Source organism: Corynebacterium sp. HMSC073D01 (genome assembly GCF_001815555.1).
In the GTDB taxonomy this organism is placed as follows: Bacteria; Actinomycetota; Actinomycetes; order Mycobacteriales; family Mycobacteriaceae; genus Corynebacterium; species Corynebacterium glucuronolyticum.
Map to the genome: position 1 here is coordinate 1 of NZ_KV821083.1, position 22722 is coordinate 22722.

Here is a 22722-nt window from a genome sequence, read left to right on the forward strand (position 1 = left end):
TGATAGTGTCAACTATGTCCCGACTGATCACATTGCGCCCCAGACAGGATTCGAACCCGCGACCAGCCGGGTAGAAACCGGATGCTCTAATCCGCTGAGCTACTGGGGCAGTGGATAACATCGTACCCTTAGTTATCGCAAAATCAGAATACGGGTTAGCCTGTCTAGTATGAAAGCTCGGCGCTCACTCCCGGTCTACACCGTCTTTGTCGTGGTAGCGGGAATTATCGGTGTCATCGTGTCCACCGTGTTCCTCGCTCAGTCCCTGGCGGCATTGGGCATTCCCGATCCAGGGCCGGCCACCACGGCGGGTCTCCCCTTCTTCCGCGCGGCGGGCCTCATGCTCGCGTGCCTGGGCGTGGGAAACTACCTTCTGGCGGCGTTTTTCATCCACCCGCAGGAGCGCACGGAGCTCCCCACCACGCGGCTCACCGTCGACGGGGCAATCGCCGTCCGCTCGGGGAGCTGGGCGATGCTCGCTTGGGCGCTCATCGCTGCGTTCATGATTCCTCTTTACCTTTCCGACGTCTCCGGGGAACCGCTTACAAAAACCCTCCAGCCCGCCATGTGGCCGGTCGCCATCGACCAGGTATCCACATCCCTCGCGTTCGAGTGGGTCGCCATCTTCGCGTTCATCACGGGAGCTGCAGGCCTGGTCGTCCGCCGCTGGCTACCCACCCCGTTTTTGCTGGTGGGGGCGATCCTTACCATCGTCCCGCTTGGTCTCGAGGGGCACTCGGCTACCGGTGGTAACCACGACTACGGTACGAACTCCTACCTCTGGCATCTGCTCTTTCTTGTCCTGTGGGTCGGCGGGCTCATGGCTCTCGTCGCCCACGCGCGCAGGCGCGGACCGGAGCTTGACCTTGCCGTGAAGAGGTTTTCTCCGATGGCCCTCGTGGCGATCATCGCCATGGCTGCCTCCGGCCTCATCAACGCCGGCATCCGCCTCCACTTTATGGACTGGTTCACCTCCGGATACGGCCTCGTGCTGGTGGGAAAGACCGTTCTCATCCTCGTCTGTGGCGTGCTGGGCTACCTCCACCGCGAGCGAACGATGCCGTATCTCAAGGAAAAACCCGAACTGTTTACTCGCATCGCCGTTGTCGAGGTAATCGTCATGGCGGTGATCACGGGTCTTGCAGTGTCCCTCGGTCGCACCCCGCCCCCGCCTCCGCGCACGGTGGATATCAACTCCATGGATATTCTCATCGGCTATCGTCTGGAAATCCCCACCACTTTCTGGAATGTGTGGACGATGTGGCGCTTTGACCTCATGTTTGGCACGATCGCCATCGTGCTCGCCGCCATCTACCTGTGGAACGTGCGCAAGCACTCCTACTGGCCGTGGCAGCGCACCATGTGGTACATGATCGGCTGCGCGATGCTGCTGCTCACCATGTGTAGCGGCATCGGCATGTACATCCCGGCCAGCTTCTCCATGCACATGGTGGGACACATGATCCTCTCCATGGGCGTTCCCGTCTTCTGGGTTCTCGGTGGTCCGCTCACCCTCATCAAGGAGACGCATAAGGGCGAGGATATCGAGTACATCATTGATGCCCTCGTGAACTGCCGCCTTATGAAGGTGATCATGCACCCGGGGTTCAACACTGTGCAGTTCGTTGTGGTGTACTACATCCTCTATGTCACCCCGCTGTACGAGTACCTCGTCTGGGAGCACGCCGGGCATCTCGGGATGAACGTGGTGTTCATCCTATCCGGCACCTTCTACTACTGGCAGCTCATCGGCGTCGACGAGCACCCGCATGGTCACAAGCCCATGAATAATCTCTGGTGGCTCATGATCTCCCTGCCGTTCCACATGTATTTCGGTATCTACCTCATGCAACTCGGCGATGTCATGGCTTTCGACTTTTACAACGCGCTGCAACTGCCGTGGAACCCGGATTTGCTCTGGGATCAGCGCGTCGGCGGTGGCATTGCGTGGGCTGCCGGGCAGTTCCCGCTCATTATTGTCTTCGGTGCGCTGCTATGGCGGTGGTTTACGGAGGACAAGAAGGAACAGGCTGAGTATGAGGAGCGCGCCATCATTAATGACGACGCTGACCTGCGCGCCTACAACGAGTACTTGGAACAGATGCATCGCGGTGAGGTTCCCGACGCGGAATACTTCAACAAAGAAATCAAAAAATAGCTGTGGAATTCGCTCGTTATCCACAGGTATCGGAATAACCATGCCGGCCCCTGTTGCGGGGGTCGGCATGTGCCTGTTTTCTGGTAGTGCAACTGCACACCGCCAACCAGAAAGGCACATATTCACCATGTCAACCACCAATGTCACCCTCGTGGGTAACATCTGCAGCAAGCTGGAGCTGAAGGATATTCCAGCAAATAAAGGTATGTCCGCAACACAGGTCTGCACCTTCCGCGTCGCGTGCGACAAGAAGATCCCGACGGGACAAACCGACGAAGACAATCGGCCCATCTATGACTCCGCCGATGTGCTTTACATCGGCGTGGAGTGCTGGGGTGAGCTGGCCAAGAACGTCAACTCGACGCTCAACATCGGTTCACCTGTGGTCATCAGTGGCAAGATCGTCACATCCTCGTGGGAGGAGAAGGTTGAGGGGGACAAGACCGTCAGGCGCTCCATCATCCGCTGCCGGGCCTACCACGTGGGTCCCGATCTGCTGCGTGAGGCATTCATTTCTCGGGGAGAAATGATGGATCTCGCTGAGGAGACAGCGCAAAAGCGGCTGAAAAAACTGGTGGAACAGCACCAGCAACAGCAACGTCAGAAGCAAACGCAGCAAGGCCAGCAACCACAAGTCAATCGGGAGCGTGCGCGGGTGAACCCCTCCAGCAACGCCGCGTAGCTGAACCTCGGTGGGTAGAATAGACCACCATGCCTACCGAGACGTTGAAGAAAACCCTGATCATTGTCGCCGCGCTGAACTTCGCGTACTTCTTCGTGGAGTTCGGCGTGGCGATTGCCATTTCATCGGTGTCCCTCATCGCGGACTCCGTTGACTTCCTTGAGGACGCGTTTGTTAACACCCTCATCGTCATCGCGCTTGGGTGGTCACTGAAGCGCAGGGCGCTTGTGGGCAAGATTATGACGTTCATCATCTGCCTTCCCGCGCTGGTAGCGGGAATACAAGCCATCCTAAAGGCGTTGAATCCAGTGGTACCGGATCCGTGGGCGCTCGCCGCTACGGCAGGCGGGGCAGCAGTGGTGAACCTTGCCTGCTCCCTCATCCTCATGCGTGTGCGCCACCACGGTGGTTCCATGACGCGCGGTGCGTTCCTCATCGCCCGCAACGATGTAATCGTGAACCTTCTCATCATCGCCTGCGGGTTTGTGACGTACTGGACGGCGTCCGGCTGGCCCGACATTATTCTCGGCGTGGTCATCATCGCGCTCAACGTGAGCGCGGCCAAGGAAGTGTGGGAGGCCGCCACCGAGGAGGAGCTCGCCGCCAAGGCGAAGGCAGGGGAGTTCGACGACGACTAAAACGAAGTCGAACCGAACCGCGGAATACGGTAGCCTTAGCGGAGGAATTACGAGGGTTAGACAAGAAAGGCGTTGAACCCAGTGGGTGAATTTATTTACACGATGAAGAACGTGCGGAAGGCGCACGGCGACAAGGTGATCTTGGACAACGTCACCATGGCGTTTTACCCCGGGGCAAAGATCGGTGTGGTCGGCCCCAACGGCGCTGGTAAGTCCTCCATCTTGAAGATTATGGCCGGGCTTGACCACCCGTCCAACGGTGAGGCCTTCCTCGATCCGGGTGCCACCGTCGGCATTCTCCTGCAGGAGCCGCCGCTCAACGAGGAGAAGACCGTCCGCGGAAACGTGGAAGAGGGCCTCGGCGAGATTTACGAGAAGCTGCAGCGCTACGAGAAGATCGCCGAGGAAATGGCGACGAATTACACCGACGAGCTCATGGAGGAAATGGGCACGTTGCAGACGGAGCTGGATGCGGCCGACGCGTGGGAGATCGATTCCAAGATCGACCAGGCTATGGATGCGCTGCGCTGCCCGCCCGGCGACTCCCCGGTTACGAACCTCTCCGGTGGTGAGCGCCGCCGCGTGGCACTTGCCAAGCTCCTGCTCTCCGAGCCGGATCTTCTGCTTCTCGACGAGCCCACCAACCACCTCGACGCCGAGAGCGTTCTCTGGTTGGAGCAGCACCTGCAGAAGTACCCGGGCGCCGTCCTCGCCGTGACCCACGACCGCTACTTCCTCGACCACGTCGCCGAGTGGATCTGTGAGGTCGACCGCGGTCAGCTCTACCCCTACAAGGGCAACTACTCCACCTACCTGGAGACCAAGGCCGAGCGCCTCGAGGTCGCCGGCAAGAAGGATGCCAAGCTGCAAAAGCGCTTGAAGGACGAACTCAAGTGGGTCCGCTCCGGTGCGAAGGCCCGCCAGGCCAAGAACAAGGCCCGTCTGGAGCGCTACGAGGAAATGGCCGCGGAGGCCGAGAAGTACAAGAAGCTCGACTTCGAGGAAATCCAGATCCCGACCCCGCCACGTCTGGGCAACCAGGTTGTGGAGGTCAAGAACCTGTACAAGGGCTTCGATGGGCGCACGCTCATCAAGGATCTCTCTTTCACCCTGCCGCGTAACGGCATCGTCGGCGTCATCGGTCCCAACGGTGTGGGCAAGACCACCCTGTTCAAGACGATCGTCGGCTTGGAGGAGCCGGATTCCGGTGAGGTCAAGGTTGGTCAGACGGTGAAGCTCAGCTACGTCGACCAGAACCGTGAGAACATCGACCCGGAGAAGACGGTGTGGGAGGTTGTGTCCGACGGCCTCGATTACATCCACGTCGGCCAAAACGAGATGCCGTCCCGCGCCTACATTTCCGCCTTCGGTTTCAAGGGCCCGGACCAGCAGAAGCCTGCCGGCGTCCTCTCCGGTGGTGAGCGCAACCGCCTCAACCTCGCGCTGACGCTGAAGAAGGGCGGCAACCTCATCCTCCTCGACGAGCCGACCAACGACCTCGACGTCGAGACCCTGTCCAGCCTGGAAAACGCCCTCACCAAGTTCCCGGGCTGCGCCGTGGTCATCTCCCACGACCGCTGGTTCCTCGACCGCACCTGTACCCACATCCTCGCCTGGGAGGGCAACTTCGAGGAGGGCAAGTGGTTCTGGTTCGAGGGTAACTTCGAGGACTACGAGAAGAACAAGGTTGAGCGCCTCGGCCCCGACGCCGCCCGCCCCACCGCTGTTCACCGCAAGCTCACCCGTTAAGAAGCTTGTCGACGACGGGATGCACGCCGCTAGCGCGACGTGCATCCCGTTTTTTCGTGTTTAGCGAGGGGCTTTTAGTCTCGGTTTCCCATCCCTTTGATCCGTGTTTTAGACGGATACAGCAAAACCAGTGGCCAAATTTTTTCCAAATAGGGCAATTTCAGTAAATTTGTACGAGTGTCTTGCTCGATGCCAATTCCCGTAGACGTGAATGGAAAACAATGAAATTGGAGGGAGCGTGTTGTAACTTGGCTAGACTGCATCATTCAGCGACACGTCCTAGAATTTCTTTTTGACGGCGACGAAAGGTCGGTATAATATCCGTTAGTAGCCCGAGCCGTTGGCCCTCCACTATCAGGAGAGCGCCGATGACTAGGGCTTAATTATTTCTCGGAAGGCTGTAATGGCTCGGCATGCGAAGCACAAATCTGCGGAAGTAAACGAACCCCCGTTTTCCCAGGTACCAACCATAACTGCGATTCTTATTGATGGAGGTTTTTACCGTCGAAGGGCATATAGTCTTTTCGGTGATAAGGATCCTGTCGCCCGTGCAAAGGAGCTGGTTGCTTACGCCCGAAGGCATATCGAAAAATCAAATGCTAACTTATACCGCATCTTCTATTACGATTGCCCTCCTTCTGAGAAAGTTCTATATCACCCGTTGCTCAAGAAACAGGTAAACCTTGCCAAGACACCTCAATACAAGTGGTCAATCACCTTTTTTGAGGAATTAATTCATAAGAGGAAGGTTGCTCTGCGACGTGGCGAAGAACTTCGTACACAAAATGGTTATTTGCTTAAGCCAGAAACCGTGAAGAAGCTCTGCGCTGGAAAGATTCAGGTCAAAGACCTCACCGAGGACGATTTCTCGCTCGATATCAACCAAAAAGGCGTAGATATGCGAATTGGGCTCGACATCGCTTCACTCGCTCAGCAAGGAATAGTCAACCAGATCGTCATGATAACGGGAGACAGCGATTTCGTTCCGGCCGCGAAACACGCAAGACGAATGGGAATTGATTTTATCCTTGACCCAATGTGGGCAAATATAGCCCCTAGCCTGAGCGAACATGTGGACGGAGTTCGAAGCTGTGTGCCAAAGGAACCAAATGCTCAAAACGAACCGCTTTTTAAATCCGGCGGAAAGTCAGATGAAGAAAAAGCCGGAAAGGAAGCAATTGACCTACGGAACCGAGAAAGCGGAGCATAACAAAAGCGGAGACACAACTGTTGTTCTGTAAAAAAGGTTGACCGCGTGGCGATAAAGAATTTCGAATGGCCAATTCACGACCTATCAGCCCATTGACTCCAAATGTATCGCAACGTATTTCTTCTAGAAAGGCTGAAACGCTCCACAGTCGGACAATCCGTCTTTATCCCGCAGAGGGTCAACTACTCACCATGAGCGTGATCGTTATCGCCCCAAAGCATAGGACGAGGCTCGTCAAGCTCAGAACCCCGATGGCGTTCGGCTCGACGGCATCGTCGTTGATGCCCTTCACCTTCACGGCGTAGCGGTGTCGCTGTGTGACCAGGATCGCGACCGCTCCTAAGAGCAGCACAAAAACCGCGATGAAGACAGCGGGGCCAAAGGTCTCAACGAACTTAACCAGCGTGGCTGAGCACACGCACGTAGCCAGCACTGTACGTGACCAGGACAGCGTGGTTCGTTCCGGCTGAAGTCCCGGGTCGTCGTGTGTAGGAAGCGTACTCATCGCAGGAACAACACGATCACGACGGCGCAGGCAACAAACGCTGCAGCGGACAAAAGCGGGACGATGGCGGGCATGGGCAGAGGCTTCTCATTGCGCATGGCGCGCTCCACGCGTACCCAACGGAAAGCCGCACCGCCCGCGATGAACATACCGACCGCCGTGACGAACACCGCCAACCACATACGAACCGTCGGCCCGAGCCCCGCGATGGGGAACGCCTCGATGGCCACCCCGCCGGCAAGAAACGCCAACGACGTGCGCGTCCACGCGAGGAACGTGCGCTCGTTTGCGAGGGTAAAGCGCGGGTCAGGTTCCTTCCCGTCAGGAAAGACAGCCCGCGCCAGGGCTGAGCGGTCAGATGAGTCGGTCACGATTCCATTGTAAGGGTGGGGGAGGTGAGCAGGGCTACCGATTCCGCATCGCTGCAGCAGCGCGCGTGAAGTAGGCCTCCATCTGCGGACGCAGCGTGTCCGGAGTTTCAGCAACATCGAGTGCTCGACGCATGCACGCCAGCCAGTGCTCTTGGGCTTCCTCTGTCACTTCGTACGGCGTGTGCCTGCGGCGGAGCATCGGCGCGCCGCGGTTCTGGTTGAAGAGGGCGGGACCGCCGAAGTACTGGATGAGAAACCAGGTGAGGCGATCCTGCGCACCGCTGAGATCCTCCTCGGGGTACATGGGGAGAAGCACCTCGTCCTCTTTCACGCCCTCATAAAAGGCTGCCGCCAGGCGGTGGAAGTAGTCTTCGCCGAGCAACTCGTAGATAGTCAAGGAGCGGTCGCTGCTGTCAGGTGTGCCGAGATCCATAAGGGCAGTATACAAGCGAGAGCGCGGGGCATCGCCAGCAACTGAGTGGTGAGCTCCCCACTCATCTTCACACAAGTGGGAAGCTGGGTGGAAAGTTGACAACGGGGATAAATAGCTCTTGAACAGGCTTAATAGTCGAACTTACCACTAGCTTCCCACTTAACTTCCCACCGTGGGAAGCTTGTGGGAAGTTAGGTGGGAAGCTTGTGTGCGGTCGGATTCCCCGTGCCACTTGGTTGTCAGAAGCGATTACGCGGTGAGTGGTTTGACAGGGAGTTCTGGAGGGTATTGTGGCAGACTCTACGAGATTTCGACAGTTGTGGTTGAAGTTGCGACTTTCTTGCCAGACACTTGAATCATGGCTGGCTCACGATTTATAGACCTCATCCCGACGCAGAGACCAACAGTGAAGGTTAAAGGGGAGTACTACCACAGGGATGTTCTCCGCAACGTTCCTAGTGGTATCCATTCTTTGGAGCTTATTCCCGAGCCAGATAACCCCTACGACCACTATGCGATCAGTGTGCGCTACAAAGGATCAGTCATCGGATACATTCCGAAAGAACGTACCCACAACTATCGAGATTTAATTGGTCGTATCTCAGCGGGTGGCTACATTGCTCGCGTAGACGCAAAGGTCTACAAGAATCCTGCCAATGACTTCTTCGATGTTTCCCTTTACCTCTCTTCTAATGAGAAACACCTGCCCGATGATGCCGACATTCCAGATGAAGCGAATTGGGCGGAACTTCCTCGTGCATTTCATAGGGTGCCTGCCGATCCGACATCTGCATTTACGGATGAAGATCGTGAGAGGGAGAAAGCTCGACGCGCGCAGATGAACGCTGAGTATGAGGCTCAGCGAGAGATGGACTCGCAAACGAAGCTGGGCAGGGCAATCAAGGCGTTTAAGACCCCGGACGATCAGTCGCAGGAGGTAGCAAAGACTGATATGCGGAATGGGTGTGCCACCATCCTTGCAGTGGTTGCGGTGATAGTCGTGCTGATCTTGATCTTTTAGCACGCGCCGTACAAGAGCGGGGAAGAGAGTATTTGATTCTTCCCTCCAGGAGGTGAGAAGGGGCTCTTCTGCTCTCAGAGTCCAGGCACTAATGCACCCTCTACAGGAAGCGCTTTGATTACATGGTCGCGGAACTTCCCCACTTAACTTCCCACAGCGGGAAGCTTGTGGGAAGTTAAGCGGGAAACTTGGTTACGGGCCGGCCCACATCGTAAAAGCGACTCCCGAGCGACGGAACGCCTCTCCCCGCGTAGCAGTCATGGATCAGAAAATCTGGGGAAAACGCCCAATCCCCATCCGAGCGCTCAGTAATTAACGCCACACCACAAAACACAAAACCGCCGGAACCCAACCAAAACCGCTACACAAACGGCTTCCGATCATACTCCCTCATCAGCGCATACCCATCCCCGCCAGAGATCACGGGAATGCTCTTCGGCCGCGACGGATCCGGCTGCATCATCGTCGTCAGCGAGCCGTGGGAGGCGAGGTGCTCGCCCGGGGTGAGCTCCCTGATCGCCACGCCGGCGATCCGGTCGGGATGGTCGCTCGACGCCTCGCCGTAAATAAGCGGGTCGTGCTGCCCGTCGTCGCCCACGAGCACCCAGTTGATCTCCGGAAACTCCAAAAACAGGTTCCGCAACTGCACCTTCTTGTGTTCCTGCCCGGAGCGGAACAGGCCCGTCGGCGTCGGCCCCCAGTCCGTCAGCAGCATCGGCCCCACGGGAAGTTTGTGCAGGGTGAGGAAGTTCTCCAGCATCTCGTACGTGTTCCAGGCGCCGGTGGAGAGGTAAAACACGGGCGCGCCGGGGTGCCCGGTAAGCACGTGCTCGTAGAAGGCACCCATCCCGGGCACAGGCTTGCGCGTGTTGGTGTGGCGCACCCAGGAGATCCACGCCGCCTGCAGCGCCCTGGGGAGTTTGGTCACCATGATGGTGTCATCGATATCGGACACGAGCCCCACGCGCGCCTCGGGGGAGACGATGAGCACTCGCCCCGTCACCGTTTTCGCGCCCTCGGCTTCGATGGTCACCTCGTGCCAGCCAGGCTCCAGCCCGTGGTTGAACACACGAATGTCGATGTAGCCGTTGGGGTTGGTGAAGGTTTCCACCGTCTGTTTCCCGCACGTCACCCGCACGGGGAGGTCGCCGACCTGGACTGTAAAGAACTGTCTAAAACCCCGCTTCGCCTCCGCAGAGGCGCGCCGAGCTCTGTGCTCCATCTCCTCAATGAACCCGAGAGGCGTGTGCGTGCTTGGGGGAATGAATGTGGGGTCGTCGTCGTCCTCGTCGGGGTCCACCATGAGCACCCTCCCGAGCACGTGCGCCTTGTCCACGCTCCCGTACCCGGAGAAACCTGTTATCGACGGCACCCACCCCGCCTTGCGCGTACGGGCGTTTCCAAAAGCGTTGATCGCGGACTCAATTCGCCGCGCGACATCCGACACAGCCATAGCTCCATGATACCGGTCACCGTACTTTTTGCTTGTCGACGATCATCCCTCGCCCTCGCCGCGAAACGGTGCGGTGGGTAGTGGGGGAGGGCTATCAGGAAAAAGGCTGAAAAATTTCGGACAATTAACAGGAAACGTACAATCTAAACTAAAATTTTTACCATGAAAACAGTTCCCATTATTCTCACCTGCGCACTCACCCTAGGTGCAGTGCAGGCGCAGGCAGTAGCGCCTGAGACCAGCGTTGCCGACACCCTTCCCACAACGACAATCAGCACAACCACCGACGTAAGGGCCGCCACCACCACTGGTACGAAGCCTGCCAAGGAAACGGAGGAAGAGCTCGCCCCGGAGGTCATCGCCGCGATCGTAGTTTCTGTCGTTGGTGTCGTGGCTGCTGCCCTCGGCGCCGGCTACTGGGCAATCCAGCAGCGCATCATCCCGAATCCGCTGCCTGGCATCATTCCCGGCCCTCCGGAACCACCAGCTCCGCCAGCACCGCCGGCCCCTGCACCTGAACCAAAACCCGCACCTGCTCCTGCTCCGGAACCTTCCCCTGCGCCGGCCCCTGCACCACCCGCTCCTGCGCCAGCACCCCAGCCAGCTCCGAAGCCCGCCCCGTCTGAGCGGTACTACTCCAACTGCCGCGACGTGTGGAACACCATTGGCCGCCCGATCCACCGTGGCGATCCGGGCTACCGCTCCGGGCTTGATCGCGATGGCGACGGTGTTGGCTGCGAAAAGCGCCCGAGGTAAAACATCCTCCTTCCACTCAACCGTGTAACCAGGGTTTTCAGGCTCTGGTTACACGGCTTTTTACTAGCCCACGTATCTCAACAGTGACAAACCAGAAGCTTGTGTGCACAGATTTCCCCTCGCCCTGCGTAACGCCCCCAGTGACAATCCCGAAAAAATCACTAAAGTCATACGTTACAACGCCTTGAAGGAGAAGAACGTGACCGAAGGACCTATCCACACAACGACGATTCCCGTGCGCTGGAGCGATTTTGACCGCTACGGCCACCTGAATAACAATTCCTACATTGAGATCGCCCAGGAGGCCCGCGTCAAGTTCGCCCAAGACGAGTTCGTCGCGCGCGGCTACGACATGCCCACGGTTTTCGTACGCCGGATCACCGCCGATTTCATGCGCCCGATCATGCCGGACACGCAGGAGGCTGAGGTACGCACGCAGGTCATCCGCGTGGGTAACACGAGCTTTGACACCCGCCAGGAGGTCCTCGACCACTCCGGCCACGTCTGCGCCGTCATCGAAGTAGTCAACATCTCCGTCGACGTCAAGACCGCCCGCCCCAAGGCCATCACCGCCCACGAGTTGAAGATCCTCACCAAGTAAGCGAGCGCGCTGTCCTCGCCCGCGCCCACGCCCTCGACACACGGCCTCTCGTGCGCACCCGTGGTCGACAGGTGTTTGTCGCCACGCCTCTCGACGTCCTCGCCTGCCGCACCGTCCCCGCCGATGTCTCGCAGCTCACCACCCAGGTTTCCACGCTTGTCGACGCTGAGGGCAGCAGCGTGGATAACACGCAACGCGACGGCGAGAGCCGACAGCAACGCGATGACGAGAGACTACAGCCATGCGATGAAGGAGCGTGGCTGTGGCCCGGTGCGCTTCCTCCCGAAACCGGGTTTGAACTGTTGGATATGGTGAGCGCCGACGATGCAGTAGCTTTTGCTGAGGCGATCCGCGACCAGGTCCGCGGGTTGACCAAGGTTCCCGCGAGCCTTCTCGATCAACAATCGCTCACCGTTTCTGGCCGTGGCATCCCCAACCGCGTCATCCTTGCCTCCCATTCGCTTGGTTTCTTTCCCAGTCCCATGCGTGTATCCCACGCAGGCAGGTGGATCCGCGTGGACTGCATGAACGGGACGGTGTACTGGGGAAAGCTCTCCCTGTATCCGGCCCAGGACAATTAGGCCAGGTGCGGCTTTGCGCAGGTCAGAATTATAGACTGATCAATGCTGTCGGTGGACAGTACGCAATGGTACAAACTCCAGTCCCTATGAGCTCAGGTCGGTGACTACGCTTTCCCCTATCTGAAACCATGGTTATTCGAAGCTTTTTGTGGGTAGAGATCGACGGAAAATTGCGATAAAGCCAAAAGATTTTGAGCTGGATAACGATCAATTCAGTGCGTTTTCGACTGAGGATAATCGATTGGACGTTCTGGTTTTCAACCTAGAGGTCCACCAGCTTCACGGTCGGAAAGACATCGGGGCAGGGCCGAAGGCGACTTTGCTGCTGAAGTATTCTTAGCTTCAAGCAGTGTAAGGAGAGCGACTATGCGGACAAGAAATTATGAGCGTTATGTTGGAACGGACGAGGTTATCACCTACCCTTCCATTGACGATTTTATTGAGGCAGACAATGTAACCGGTTTAAATAATATTAAGTACCGTGGTCTTAATCTGGATGTTCTGGTTGAGGATAATGAGTCTGAAACAACAGTCGTTTATTTTCATGCTGCAATCGCAAAAGACAATGCCACGATTCCGGTTTTCAATGGGCTGAATTTAAATTCATCAGTTGGAGCAAACGCGATCTACGTCTCGGATCCCGTCTTGGAATCCGACTTGACGCTTGGTTGGTATGCCGGAGATGAAGACCACCACTTGCAAGAAGATCTCGTACGGGTTTTTCAGAAGATTCTCGGCCAATTGCCCCCTCATCGGCATTTGATCTTTTTTGGCGCTTCAGGCGGTGGCTTCGCCTCGCTTTACTTTTCCTCGCAATTCGATGATTCTCTGGCGATAGCTATTAACCCGCAGACCAATGTGCTGAGATACTTCGACACATTCGTGGATCCCTTTTTGGAAAAGTTTTGGCCGAACTTCAGCGAGTCTCACCCCGGTTTTGCTTACGATACGGGAGAGATCTATTCCCGGCGATTCAAGAATTCCGTTCTGTACATACAGAATCTGGGCGACAGGTCCCATGTTAGAAGCCACTTAATACCGTTCTTGGAAGACATCAATCCCGAGGACGAGCGCTTTATGCTCCATTTTGTTCGATGGGGAAAGGGGCACCGAGCAGCCGGATCACTCGTCTTGATACCTTTACTCCGTACCGCCATCAGCTGTAGGGGAGAATGGGGTCATATCCGAGAGAAACTGACCTTGAGTAAGGAATTTAATCCTGAGTCCATCGACAGTGCGTCAACCAAGTACATCTTTGAGATGATTCGGGAAGAAAAGAAATAACCGGAGGTTAATTCTGTGGGGGCGTAGTAAATTCAATACGCTGCTTCTTGTAGAACTTCTTCAGCATCTTAATGAGATCAGCTGCGTCGTCCTCTTTCCCTTTTGCTTTGAATCGTGACCAACGCGTGTACCATTTCACAGCCATTTTTGCGGGGAGATCCGTGATGAGTTCACCCTTGTGGATCCACAGCGCTCTGGTGCAATGGGCAAGGATTGTTGCCGGAGCATGGGACACGATGAACACGGTTGAAGTTCCGTTGAGGAATTCGTTCATGCGATCCTGTGCACGAGAATTGAAGGTGGAATCTCCGGTTGATAATGCTTCATCCACTAGCAGAATTTCTGGCCTGACAGCGGTGGCAATTGAAAACCTTAGTCGAGCAGCCATACCAGATGAGTAGGTACTGATCGGCCTGTGTATCGCGTCCCCGATTGCGGCCCACTCAGCAACAGGATGACAGAGTTCCTCAACTTCTTCAGGAGAAAGCCCCTTCGCCAGCAACCCAAGTTGAACATTTTGAAGCCCCGACAGATGCGGTTGTAAAGCTGCGGAAACACTGAGTAGTGACGGACGTGCAGAGACGTAAATCTTCCCCGTAGTTGGTGCTTCGTTACCTGCAATCATTGAGAGCAAGGTCGACTTGCCGGAGCCATTCTGCCCGAGAATTCCTACGGCTTCACCTTCGTAGGCTGCGAAGGTCATCGGTTTAACAGCTTCCACGCTCTTCAAATCGCGACGCCAAAAACCGGAGACTTCGCTTCCCTCCTTATTTATTCTGAAGGTCTTTGAAACCTCGTCGACTACGACGCTGGCAATCTTATTTGATTCTGGCATAACGCGCCTCGTCCCTCCAGAAGAAAATAATCCCAAAAATTAGAAGTAAAACTGACCAAGCGGAAACGTAGAGAATCGTGTCCAATGGTGGAGCTTGTCCTTCCAAAACACAACTACGAATCGCGAATAGAAATTGATAGAGAGGGTTTAGTCGCATGATCGTAGCGACGGGAGAGTCTCCGAACCTTTCAAGGGAATAGAACACTCCGGAAATGAAAAACAAACCCTGAGTTATTACCCTCACAACGCTGCGCATATCTGGGATTCGAGCGGTCAGGCGGGCGGTTATCATCGTTGCTCCTGCTCCGCCAACTCTGATCAGTAAGTATAGAAACGGGACCCAAAGAATGCTCCAAGAGATCGGCTTGTGCAACTGCAGAGCAAGAGCGATCACCACTGCTACTAGTGCAGGTATCAGTCCGTCCAAGAAACTTTGAATCGATACGCCTAGCGGTACTGCTATTCGCGGGAAATTAAACGACGTAATGAGGGATCTGTTGCGTTGAATTAGTCCGGAACCATTCGTAAGCCCTTCAGTTAGGAAGCGGAAATAGATGACACCGATTGTTAGAAAACCTACGAAGTTGTCTATACCGCGATGCGTCCTGAGGACGAGACCGAACACAATAGCGTAAATCAAAACTTGCAACATGGGATCAAGAACTAGCCACAGCTTTCCCAAGAAGGTCCCTCTGCCTGTGCTAAATGCGGCGCTCCTCGCGTGTGCAAATATGAAGAAACGGGCCGGCCAAATGCTCCTAAAATAAGCCAGCAGACCAGGCTGCCTCTCGATTTGGAAGAGGTCTTTACCGCTCAGCTGAATGGTATCGGCAGCCTCAGTGTCTCCTGTCTTTGAAGCATCTGTATTCGGGGAGTCTGATTGATTGTAAGCAGCTTCATCAAAGGTGTTACTCAAAATCATCTCTCCTTGAAAAATGTCTCAGATACATATGGGAGTTTAGATTACGCCAAGGCAATTTGAGGCAATAAGAATGGGAAGCCCTTTCATTATTATGATTAGTACTTTCCTCGGTTGAAAATTGGTATCGTTACTTGTCAACAAGAGCTTACGATTTTAAAAGAGACCAAGCTGCGAAAAGGTGTCGTGAAGTGTATTCCTCTGAAACGTTTTGTGTCTATCTGAAGAATTTGCCTTCCAAAAGGTTAGTAGCAACTGACCAGCTCAAACTATGCGAGTTTTCAGGTCAACTTCTCACAGGAGTCCTATTCGATTCACGCCACTGTGGTCCGATTGATGAAGAGTTTGATGTAGCTGGATATACTCTCGCAACGGCTACCGAGTCCTACGGTGAGTGGTCTGGTCTGTTTCAGGCTCAGGATGGATCCGTAGTCGTTGCAGCTGATTCGTTTGGCTATAGCCCCCTCTACTACACGATAGTCCCGCAGGAGAAAGGTAAAATTGACCTCATAGTAGCAAATTCTATACAGTGCATAGTGAGGGAACTTAGTAATACCGGTCGACATTCAAATCTAAGTCCAGAATATGTGGCATTGCTCTTAGGGACCGAAGCCTCCTTTGCCCACACAGTCTTTAGTGGCACCACATTAAACCCAGAAATCAAATTGTGCGAGCATGGACAAGCCGTTTACGCGTCAGCAGATGGTTGGAGCATTATCGATTTATATCGTGCCGATGGCACTGATCTTTCTTACGATGCCCTCCTGGAAAAGGGTATCGATCGGGCTGTTTCTGGGTTGAAACGAATGGGGCAAGTCGGCAACAAGGTTGCAAAAATTCAGTTGAGGTTATCTGGGGGGAAAGATTCTCGAGCCGTACTAGCGCTTGCAGCGGCGGCAGGTATAGAGGACAAAATATCGGTTTACACAGTGAACCCAGCGTCTGCATCTAACAGCTATACGTCTAAGGTGCTGAAGAAAGACCTCGAAATCGCTAACTACCTTTCCGACTGTTACTCGCTAGGCGATTCGGTGAATATAGACATGACCAAGTGGTCGGTAGCACTGGAGGAGCACTTGGCGCGGTGGCAGAAGTATCGCTCGAACTATAACTTCAAATACCGGCCAAGAAACGTCGTGGGTGTCTTTAACCAACCGTATATTGACCTATACGGAGGTGGGGGTGAGACATTCAGAACCTTTTGGTCTGTATTTTTTGAGAACCTTGTGGCTTTGAAGGACGTTAACTGGTCACCAGAGCAAGCAGTGGCAAATGCTCGAGCGGTTTTTCGATGGCTTTACCCAGAGCGGAATCTTGCGGGCCAAGTGCGCAGGAATGCTGAAGAAAAGTTCGTCAGCGATCTTAATCTAGGACGTTACCGATCCTTTGCGGATGCGATTGACGCTCACTACACACGATTCAGAAATCGAGGGCACTTTGCCACCGCCCGGTCGTCCGTTGAATCCAACGTTTGGACTAGCTTGCCTCTATCTCAGCCTGAGTTTGTCAGGGCTTCGGAACTGTTGAGTCTCGGTGATCGAAGAGATGGTCGCGTCCTCTTTGATATCATTGAGCGCACCGAGAGTTCGCTAAACCGTATCGAATTCGAGTCTGGCCCTTGGCCTGAACGGTTCATAGCGAGGGGCGAAACAAGGGCAGCTACAGGTAGTAGGGACTATAACCCGCCCCGAAATGGTCAGCACGTTACGTGGGCAGATAACTCCAAGCCACAGCGCTCTTTCGATGAAGCTCTCTGGTCTGAGAACTTTATCGTGCAGTCGATAGCTGAGCTTCGCGAGTTGCCGGAACTCGAGCCAGTTTTGACACCTTCGTTTTGTTCAGCATTTGAATCGAGGTGTCGCGCCGAGAGCGCTATAGGGTTGGGAAGGCAAGTCGCTAAACTGCAAAGCCTTAGGGACACCGTTATAGGGAAAACGGCGGAACGGAGATGGGTCTTAGCGCCCGATGCGAATGGCAACCTGGTGTCGAGAGCCTTAGGTCAGAAAATTGAGATCGAAATACCGCGCGGCTTTAAGAGATCGTCAGCACCAGTGGTATTAGGGTTGATTCAACGACAGATTGATGACTCAACAGTTGAAGCATCTGTGGAAGTTAAATCAGGCGACCCGAGTGAGTTGGAGTATGCCTACTATTTTTACCAGGGTGATAAGCGTATCCAAACAAATTGGTATAGCGATAAACTCTCACAGCGATGTGTGCTTGATAATCAAGATTCGACTGCGGTTTCTGTGGTGCTTTTTGCTCGCGTTTTAGGGGCAAAAAACCCGTGCAACATAATCGACAATCGAAAGCTTGAAAAGTAATTTTTCGCAGAATCAATGGTCGGTTCAGTCGTTCGGAATTAAGAGTGGTATCTGGTTGGAAGGTTGCAGTTGAAAAAGGTAGTAATTTATGGGAGTTGCGTGTCTCGTGACTGCTTCAATCGGCCTCAAAATGAGTTCGAGGTGTCTGCTTATTTTGCTAGGAATTCTTGGATCTCGTCCTGTAATGAGCCGGTACCCGTTCCAAAAGCTAAGTCATTACTCGAGAGTGCTTTCCAACAGAGGATGGTCGAACGGGATTTTCGATCAACTACGTTGCCCCAGCTGGAAAAGTTAACTCCGGACATTATGCTGCTTGACCTAATCGACGAGCGAGCTGGCATCATTCCAGTAAAATCTGGTGGATATATTACTTACCTATCAGAGCTGAAGCATTCCGGCTGGCTCGAGAATGTAGACCATGGCAAATTGATTCCCCTCGGTTCTGATCGACATTTTGAATTGTTTAAACAAGCTGCAACTCGGTTGTCGTCTGTACTAAAGACAAAGAATCCAGTGCTCTTGAAACCAAGCTTCGCGAATGAGACCATTCAGGGTGAATCGGTCCGGCCACTAATGGGGAAAACTGCTGAGCAATGGGACCATCTCTACGAACGCTATTATGCGGAGGCTGCAGCAGCCGGATTTCAAGTTTGTGAAATCCCACATCAATTCTGTCGTTCCGCTAACGATCACAGATGGGGAGTAGCACCTTATCATTACGAAGCGCGATTTTACGATTATGTGCTTCAGCAGCTGAGCCAGTACCCGTAGCATCGGCTATAGTCTATATTGCTTGAATTTAAAAATAAGTCTCTCCAGGGCTGATCGTAGGGTTAGGAAAAAAATAATGCACACAGATGAATACCGTGAAACCGTTCAATCGGCTATGGACCGTGCAGGGAGTGGATCGAGGGGCAAAAAGCCTTCGCCTCGATCGTCAAACAACACATTGGAAAAGGCTCAATCGCGTATATCTAGGCTGGAATCTCAAAATAAGGACCTTGAGCAAAAAATAGCTGCGCTTAGGCACTCCCGGACGATGAAAGCCAGTCGAGTGGTCGCGTTCCCGTTTAGAAAATTCAAAACCCTCAAAAGAGAATTGGGCAAACAAGATTCTTTGAGAGAGCTGTCGCGACAAGTTACAAAAGTTCGCAAAAAACTTAGACTAATAAATTCAAGCCAGGATTTGGTCTCAAATACGCAGGTTAAGTCATCCACTCCGGTTGCTGCAAAAAGTGACTCCAAAAAATCATCTGATTATGGAAGCCGGAAACCCAACGCTGAGAAAAACCATTATTTTGAAAAGGATTTAGTCCGGGCATGGTATGGAGATGGATCCATTTCATCAGCAGCCGCGATAATCGAAGAGCTTTCCGCAGAACAGATGGAGTTGGCTTCAGAAAAGACACAGCGCCTCATCACGCGGATTAAGGGGATCGTGGCAGTTGCAAACTCCCAATTGGAAGTGCCTCCTCGAACCGACAGCCCAGCATACCTTGTAGAAGATGACCGTGTTATGTATTGCGTCCATTCGACTCCAGTTTTCAACTCAAATGGGTATTCAACGCGGACACGTGGCGTTGCTCAGGGAATTGGTCAGGCTGGTGAAGATATCGTTGTAGTTGCGCGTACAGGATATCCGTGGGACTCAGCTAGCGAGGTAGCAAAACCCGCTCAACGGCGCTGCATAAAAGAACTCGACGGTATTCCCTACGTACACGTGCCGGGAGGAAATCTGAACCGAGACCCTCTTAACAGCTACTTGCAGCTAGCTGCGGATGCCTTCGTGAGGGAGGCTCTCTTGAACCGCCCGGCCGTAATTCAGTCCGCCTCCAATTTTCGGACCGCTCTTCCTGCACTGATAGCTGCTCGTAGGGTGGGAGTCCCCTTCGTCTACGAGGTTCGAGGATTGTGGGAAATCACCGAGGCCACGAGCCGACCGGGGTTTGAGAATTCTGAGCGCTTTGAGTTCATGAAGAACTTAGAAACCTTGGTAGCGTGCGAAGCTGACTCAGTTTTGGCCATTACTAATCAAGTCGCCGAAGAGTTGATTTCTCGAGGAGTCCCAGCTGACAAAATATCCGTGGCTCCAAATGCAGTGGATACAAATCGATTCCTTCCATATCCCAAAGATGAAAGTTTTGCTAAAGCTAAGGGGATCGATCCAGACCAGGTGACTATCGGTTTCGCGGGAAGCGTAGTTGATTATGAAGGACTGGAATCACTCATTAAGGCTTCTGCTCTCCTTCAGGCCGAAGACATTCCGCACCTAGTTGTAATTGCAGGATCTGGGAAGAGCGAGGTGAAGCTAAAGGCACTTGCCGAATCTCTGAAAAATACGAATGTTAAGTTTCTTGGACGACTTCCCCAAAATGATATACCACGCCTGATGAGCACGTTTGATATCGTTGTTTGTCCGAGGGAATCGAACCAAATTACCGAATTAGTTTCCCCTCTCAAGCCGCTGGAATCATTTTCATCAGGCATAGCTACAGTGCTTTCTGATGTTTCTCCTAATGTTGATCTCGCATGTGGGGAAGACAGTGAAAGGGCCGTCCTTTTCGAAGCGGGCAACGTTGCCGACCTAGCCAAGGTTCTAGCAACCTTGATTAGCGATGAGACAACGCGCCATGTCTTTGGACAGGCCGGTCGTAAGTGGGTCCTGGAACAAAGAACTTGGAAGAAGATTTGTGCACAGATGGTCGCTGTTCACAAAAGGCTTTTGAATGACTCTAGGAATAATCGCAGGGCCTCAGCGCTCAAAAGCATTTCGGAATTGCAAGTAGGAATCATCGCAGATGAGTTTACGCTGACTACTATGGCAAACAGCTGCCGTGTGGTTCCTTTGCAAAGAGACAATTTCGCAGAACAACTAGCTAAGACTCGGTTGGATTTAATTTTCGTTGAGTCAGCATGGTTAGGCAACGGAGGCCAGTGGAGCCACGGAATTGGATATTATTCCGAAGAAGAAAGCGAAGATCTCTTTAATCTGTTGCGGCTAGCTACATCTTTCAATATTCCCACCGTATTTTGGAACAAAGAAGATCCGGTTCACTTTGATCGGTTTGCGCCTACCGCAGCGCGATTCGACTATGTGTTCACTACAGATGCGAACATGATCCCTAAGTATTTGGAAACCCCTGGGCGCAAAAATAAGGCAGTATCCGCTCTGCCTTTTTATGCGCAACCAAAGATCCACAATCCCTTGGGGTCGCCCCGGGAGTTTCATTCGACCTTTGCCTATGCCGGGACCTATTACGGTGATCGTTACCCGGAAAGGTCGAAACGCCTCGATCAGTTACTCGAAGTCGCAAGTTCTTTCGGTCTAGAGATTTACGATCGACAGGCTAATAACCCGGAATCTCCGTACAAGTTCCCAGAAAAATTTGAAAAAGACGTTCGGGGTGCCCTTCCTTACGAGGAAGTAATAAACACGTACGACACACACATTGCTCACCTTAACGTGAATTCTGTGGTCAATTCTCCGACTATGTTTTCAAGGCGGGTAGTAGAAGTTCCTGCATGCGGTGGAATCCTTGTATCATCGCCAGGACGGGGCATTGAAGAGAGCCTTGGATCCAATATTGCTACTTCAAGCAGCAAGAATGAGCTGAATGAATGGATGTCCAGTTGGGCAACGGATTCAGGTAGAAGGCTCCAGGAGATCTGGAGACAGATGCGAACGATCTACCGCTCGCACACCGCCGACACTGCGTTGTCCATTCTCTTTAGAACAGTCGGTATACCGGTTAAAGGGCTAGAACTGAGCTCAGTCGCATTGGAGATTGGCAAACTCTCCTCGGAAACAGTAGACACTTTGATGTCTCAATCCGTCAGACCTACAGAAATCATCTGCGATGATGTCGAAGAGCCGGTTAGAAGACAAGCTGATGAGGCAGGCATCTCAATCGTTCCGGATTCTGCACATTCAAAAGCTGATTACTTAATTAGTATTTCAGATGTTCCGTCTAGGACATTCATTGAAGATCTCCTTCTATTCCCTCGTTTCGGCGATTGGAATGAGATCCATGTGCTGCCCTGGAAATCGTACGATGGGCAAACCGCGGTTTGTCGCCAAGTAGTTGGAAATGAAGAAGAGAAATCAAAAGTTGCAACCCTAGTCAGGCGAGTTCAAGAGTCTAATTCAAAGATAGTTGTTTTCCTTCCACCTTCCGATGAGGAAATTGGATTTCGTGATAAGAACGCGAATTCGCGGGCACGAGAGAGCAAGAGAATCCTTTTCGCAGGCCACGATCTAAAATTTGCTCAGGGAATAATGCGATATCTCACTGAAAGTGGATATCAAATAATCGTGGATGAATGGTCTTCGCATACGCAACATGACGAGACAAAATCTCTTAAGTTGAACAACGAAGCTGACGTTGTTTTTTGCGAATGGGGGCTAGGAAACGCGGTTTGGTATTCGAAGCACAAGAAGCCGGGACAACGACTAATAGTCCGTGTTCATTCGCAGGAGCTGCGACGTCCGTTCTTAAAGCAGCTTGATGCCGACAATGTCGATGCGTTCATCTTTGTAGGCGAGTTGATAAAACAGAGCGCTATACTCTCCCACGGCATTCTAGCGGAAAAATCAATAGTGATCCCAAACGCTGTAGAAGTAGACAAGCTTGCCAACGAGAAATATGAAGGTGCCGATTTCTGCCTAGGCATGGTGGGGATCGTTCCGCGAAGCAAGCGGCTCGACCTCGCAATCGACCTTATTGAAATGCTGCTTGAGCACGATACGCGGTACCACCTACGAATTAAGGGCAAAGAGCCGAGTGACTTTCCATGGATGGCTAAACGGCCATCTGAGATGCAATTCTTCAAGAATCAATTCGACAGAATAGATAGGATAAATAAAAAATTCCCCGGCGCTATCATCCTGGACGGATACGGCAATGATATGGCTGAATGGTACAAGAAGATAGGGATCGCTATCTCCACAAGTGACTTTGAGTCATTTCATTTAACCCTGGCTGATGGAGCTGCTTCAGGCGCAATGCCAGTATCGCTAATGTGGCCTGGAGCCGATCAGATTTATCCACTCGAATGGCTCCACTGTTCCGTGGATAAAATGGCCGAATCCATTCTCAACAAGACAGTGGATAAACGGGACGCCGCCGAGTTTGCGTCAGAGAATTTTAATTCCGAAGTCGTTTATAGGAAATTGGAAAGTATAATCCGCGACAACTAGGCGGC

At 53.4% G+C, this 22722-nt stretch carries 19 protein-coding genes and 1 tRNA gene; 13 read left to right on the forward strand and 7 right to left on the reverse strand.

The genetic code is table 11. From position 1 onward, the window contains the following. Positions 1 to 35 precede the first annotated feature (35 nt). Positions 36 to 109: transfer RNA gene (locus tag HMPREF3044_RS11495), tRNA-Arg, on the reverse strand. Positions 110 to 169: 60 nt separating this feature from the next. On the opposite strand from HMPREF3044_RS11495, the gene HMPREF3044_RS11500 reads away from it, so the two are divergent. The 5 genes from HMPREF3044_RS11500 (at position 170) to HMPREF3044_RS11520 (ending at position 6437) form a co-directional block, all read left to right on the forward strand. Further along, entirely contained in the window at positions 170 to 2158 is a 1989-nt protein-coding gene (locus tag HMPREF3044_RS11500) for a bifunctional copper resistance protein CopD/cytochrome c oxidase assembly protein (RefSeq protein WP_005394371.1), read from the forward strand. Positions 2159 to 2285: 127 nt separating this feature from the next. After that, positions 2286 to 2840: a single-stranded DNA-binding protein gene (locus HMPREF3044_RS11505; protein WP_040428791.1), complete on the forward strand. Its 555-nt coding sequence runs from the start codon at positions 2286 to 2288 to the stop codon at positions 2838 to 2840. Positions 2841 to 2869: 29 nt separating this feature from the next. Then, a complete protein-coding gene (locus HMPREF3044_RS11510) occupies positions 2870 to 3478 on the forward strand; it encodes a cation efflux transmembrane domain-containing protein (RefSeq protein ID WP_005394373.1) in 609 nt (202 codons plus the stop codon). 81 nt (positions 3479 to 3559) lie between these two features. Continuing rightward, positions 3560 to 5227, forward strand: coding sequence for an energy-dependent translational throttle protein EttA (gene ettA / locus HMPREF3044_RS11515; RefSeq protein WP_070741862.1), 1668 nt, complete (start codon positions 3560 to 3562; stop codon positions 5225 to 5227). A 403-nt stretch (positions 5228 to 5630) separates the two neighbouring features. After that, the gene (locus HMPREF3044_RS11520; protein WP_070741865.1) at positions 5631 to 6437 is read left to right on the forward strand and encodes an NYN domain-containing protein; all 807 of its coding nucleotides are present in this window, start codon (positions 5631 to 5633) and stop codon (positions 6435 to 6437) included. A 178-nt stretch (positions 6438 to 6615) separates the two neighbouring features. On the opposite strand, the gene HMPREF3044_RS11525 is transcribed toward HMPREF3044_RS11520, so the two are convergent. Genes HMPREF3044_RS11525 through HMPREF3044_RS11535 form a run of 3 tightly spaced genes read right to left on the reverse strand, consistent with a single transcriptional unit; the run spans position 6616 to position 7746 of the window. Beyond that, on the reverse strand, positions 6616 to 6942 hold the full coding sequence (locus HMPREF3044_RS11525) for a DUF202 domain-containing protein (protein ID WP_005389074.1): 327 nt from the start codon (positions 6940 to 6942) through the stop codon (positions 6616 to 6618). Continuing rightward, positions 6939 to 7313 carry a YidH family protein gene (locus tag HMPREF3044_RS11530; RefSeq protein WP_005394376.1) on the reverse strand — a complete coding sequence of 125 codons (375 nt, stop codon included), beginning with the start codon at positions 7311 to 7313 and terminating at the stop codon, positions 6939 to 6941. The genes HMPREF3044_RS11525 and HMPREF3044_RS11530 overlap by 4 nt, the downstream gene beginning before the upstream one ends. Before the next feature lie 34 nt (positions 7314 to 7347). After that, positions 7348 to 7746 (reverse strand): globin, encoded by a 399-nt coding sequence (locus HMPREF3044_RS11535; protein ID WP_005394377.1) that lies wholly within the window; start codon positions 7744 to 7746, stop codon positions 7348 to 7350. Between the two features lie 358 nt (positions 7747 to 8104). Between HMPREF3044_RS11535 and HMPREF3044_RS11540 the strand changes: the two genes are divergently transcribed. Continuing rightward, entirely contained in the window at positions 8105 to 8767 is a 663-nt protein-coding gene (locus HMPREF3044_RS11540) for an HIRAN domain-containing protein (protein WP_070741868.1), read from the forward strand. Positions 8768 to 9128: 361 nt separating this feature from the next. On the opposite strand, the gene HMPREF3044_RS11545 is transcribed toward HMPREF3044_RS11540, so the two are convergent. Further along, complete coding sequence (locus HMPREF3044_RS11545) at positions 9129 to 10220, reverse strand: App1 family protein (RefSeq protein ID WP_070741871.1); 1092 nt, start codon at positions 10218 to 10220, stop codon at positions 9129 to 9131. Between the two features lie 162 nt (positions 10221 to 10382). On the opposite strand from HMPREF3044_RS11545, the gene HMPREF3044_RS11550 reads away from it, so the two are divergent. From HMPREF3044_RS11550 to HMPREF3044_RS11570, 4 genes are all read left to right on the forward strand, one after another. Continuing rightward, the gene (locus HMPREF3044_RS11550; protein ID WP_070741874.1) at positions 10383 to 10976 is read left to right on the forward strand and encodes an excalibur calcium-binding domain-containing protein; all 594 of its coding nucleotides are present in this window, start codon (positions 10383 to 10385) and stop codon (positions 10974 to 10976) included. Between the two features lie 199 nt (positions 10977 to 11175). Then, a complete protein-coding gene (locus HMPREF3044_RS11555; RefSeq protein ID WP_371326126.1) occupies positions 11176 to 11577 on the forward strand; it encodes an acyl-CoA thioesterase in 402 nt (133 codons plus the stop codon). A 50-nt stretch (positions 11578 to 11627) separates the two neighbouring features. Continuing rightward, positions 11628 to 12158, forward strand: a complete 531-nt coding sequence (locus HMPREF3044_RS11560) for a DUF8185 domain-containing protein (protein ID WP_141759695.1) — start codon at positions 11628 to 11630, stop codon at positions 12156 to 12158. Between the two features lie 366 nt (positions 12159 to 12524). Then, on the forward strand, positions 12525 to 13442 hold the full coding sequence (locus HMPREF3044_RS11570) for a hypothetical protein (RefSeq protein WP_070741886.1): 918 nt from the start codon (positions 12525 to 12527) through the stop codon (positions 13440 to 13442). Between the two features lie 7 nt (positions 13443 to 13449). Here HMPREF3044_RS11570 and HMPREF3044_RS11575 read toward each other — a convergent pair whose 3' ends face one another. Beyond that, on the reverse strand, positions 13450 to 14277 hold the full coding sequence (locus tag HMPREF3044_RS11575) for an ABC transporter ATP-binding protein (RefSeq protein WP_070741889.1): 828 nt from the start codon (positions 14275 to 14277) through the stop codon (positions 13450 to 13452). Continuing rightward, positions 14261 to 15193 (reverse strand): ABC transporter permease, encoded by a 933-nt coding sequence (locus HMPREF3044_RS11580; RefSeq protein ID WP_168167255.1) that lies wholly within the window; start codon positions 15191 to 15193, stop codon positions 14261 to 14263. Before HMPREF3044_RS11580 ends, HMPREF3044_RS11575 begins: the two co-directional genes overlap by 17 nt. A 194-nt stretch (positions 15194 to 15387) precedes the next feature. Between HMPREF3044_RS11580 and HMPREF3044_RS11585 the strand changes: the two genes are divergently transcribed. The 3 genes from HMPREF3044_RS11585 (at position 15388) to HMPREF3044_RS11595 (ending at position 22717) form a co-directional block, all read left to right on the forward strand. Next, on the forward strand, positions 15388 to 17520 hold the full coding sequence (locus HMPREF3044_RS11585; protein WP_070741892.1) for a hypothetical protein: 2133 nt from the start codon (positions 15388 to 15390) through the stop codon (positions 17518 to 17520). Between the two features lie 69 nt (positions 17521 to 17589). Then, entirely contained in the window at positions 17590 to 18291 is a 702-nt protein-coding gene (locus HMPREF3044_RS11590) for a DUF6270 domain-containing protein (protein WP_256381096.1), read from the forward strand. Positions 18292 to 18313: 22 nt separating this feature from the next. Beyond that, positions 18314 to 22717, forward strand: a complete 4404-nt coding sequence (locus HMPREF3044_RS11595; RefSeq protein ID WP_246821070.1) for a glycosyltransferase — start codon at positions 18314 to 18316, stop codon at positions 22715 to 22717. Positions 22718 to 22722: the final 5 nt, after the last annotated feature.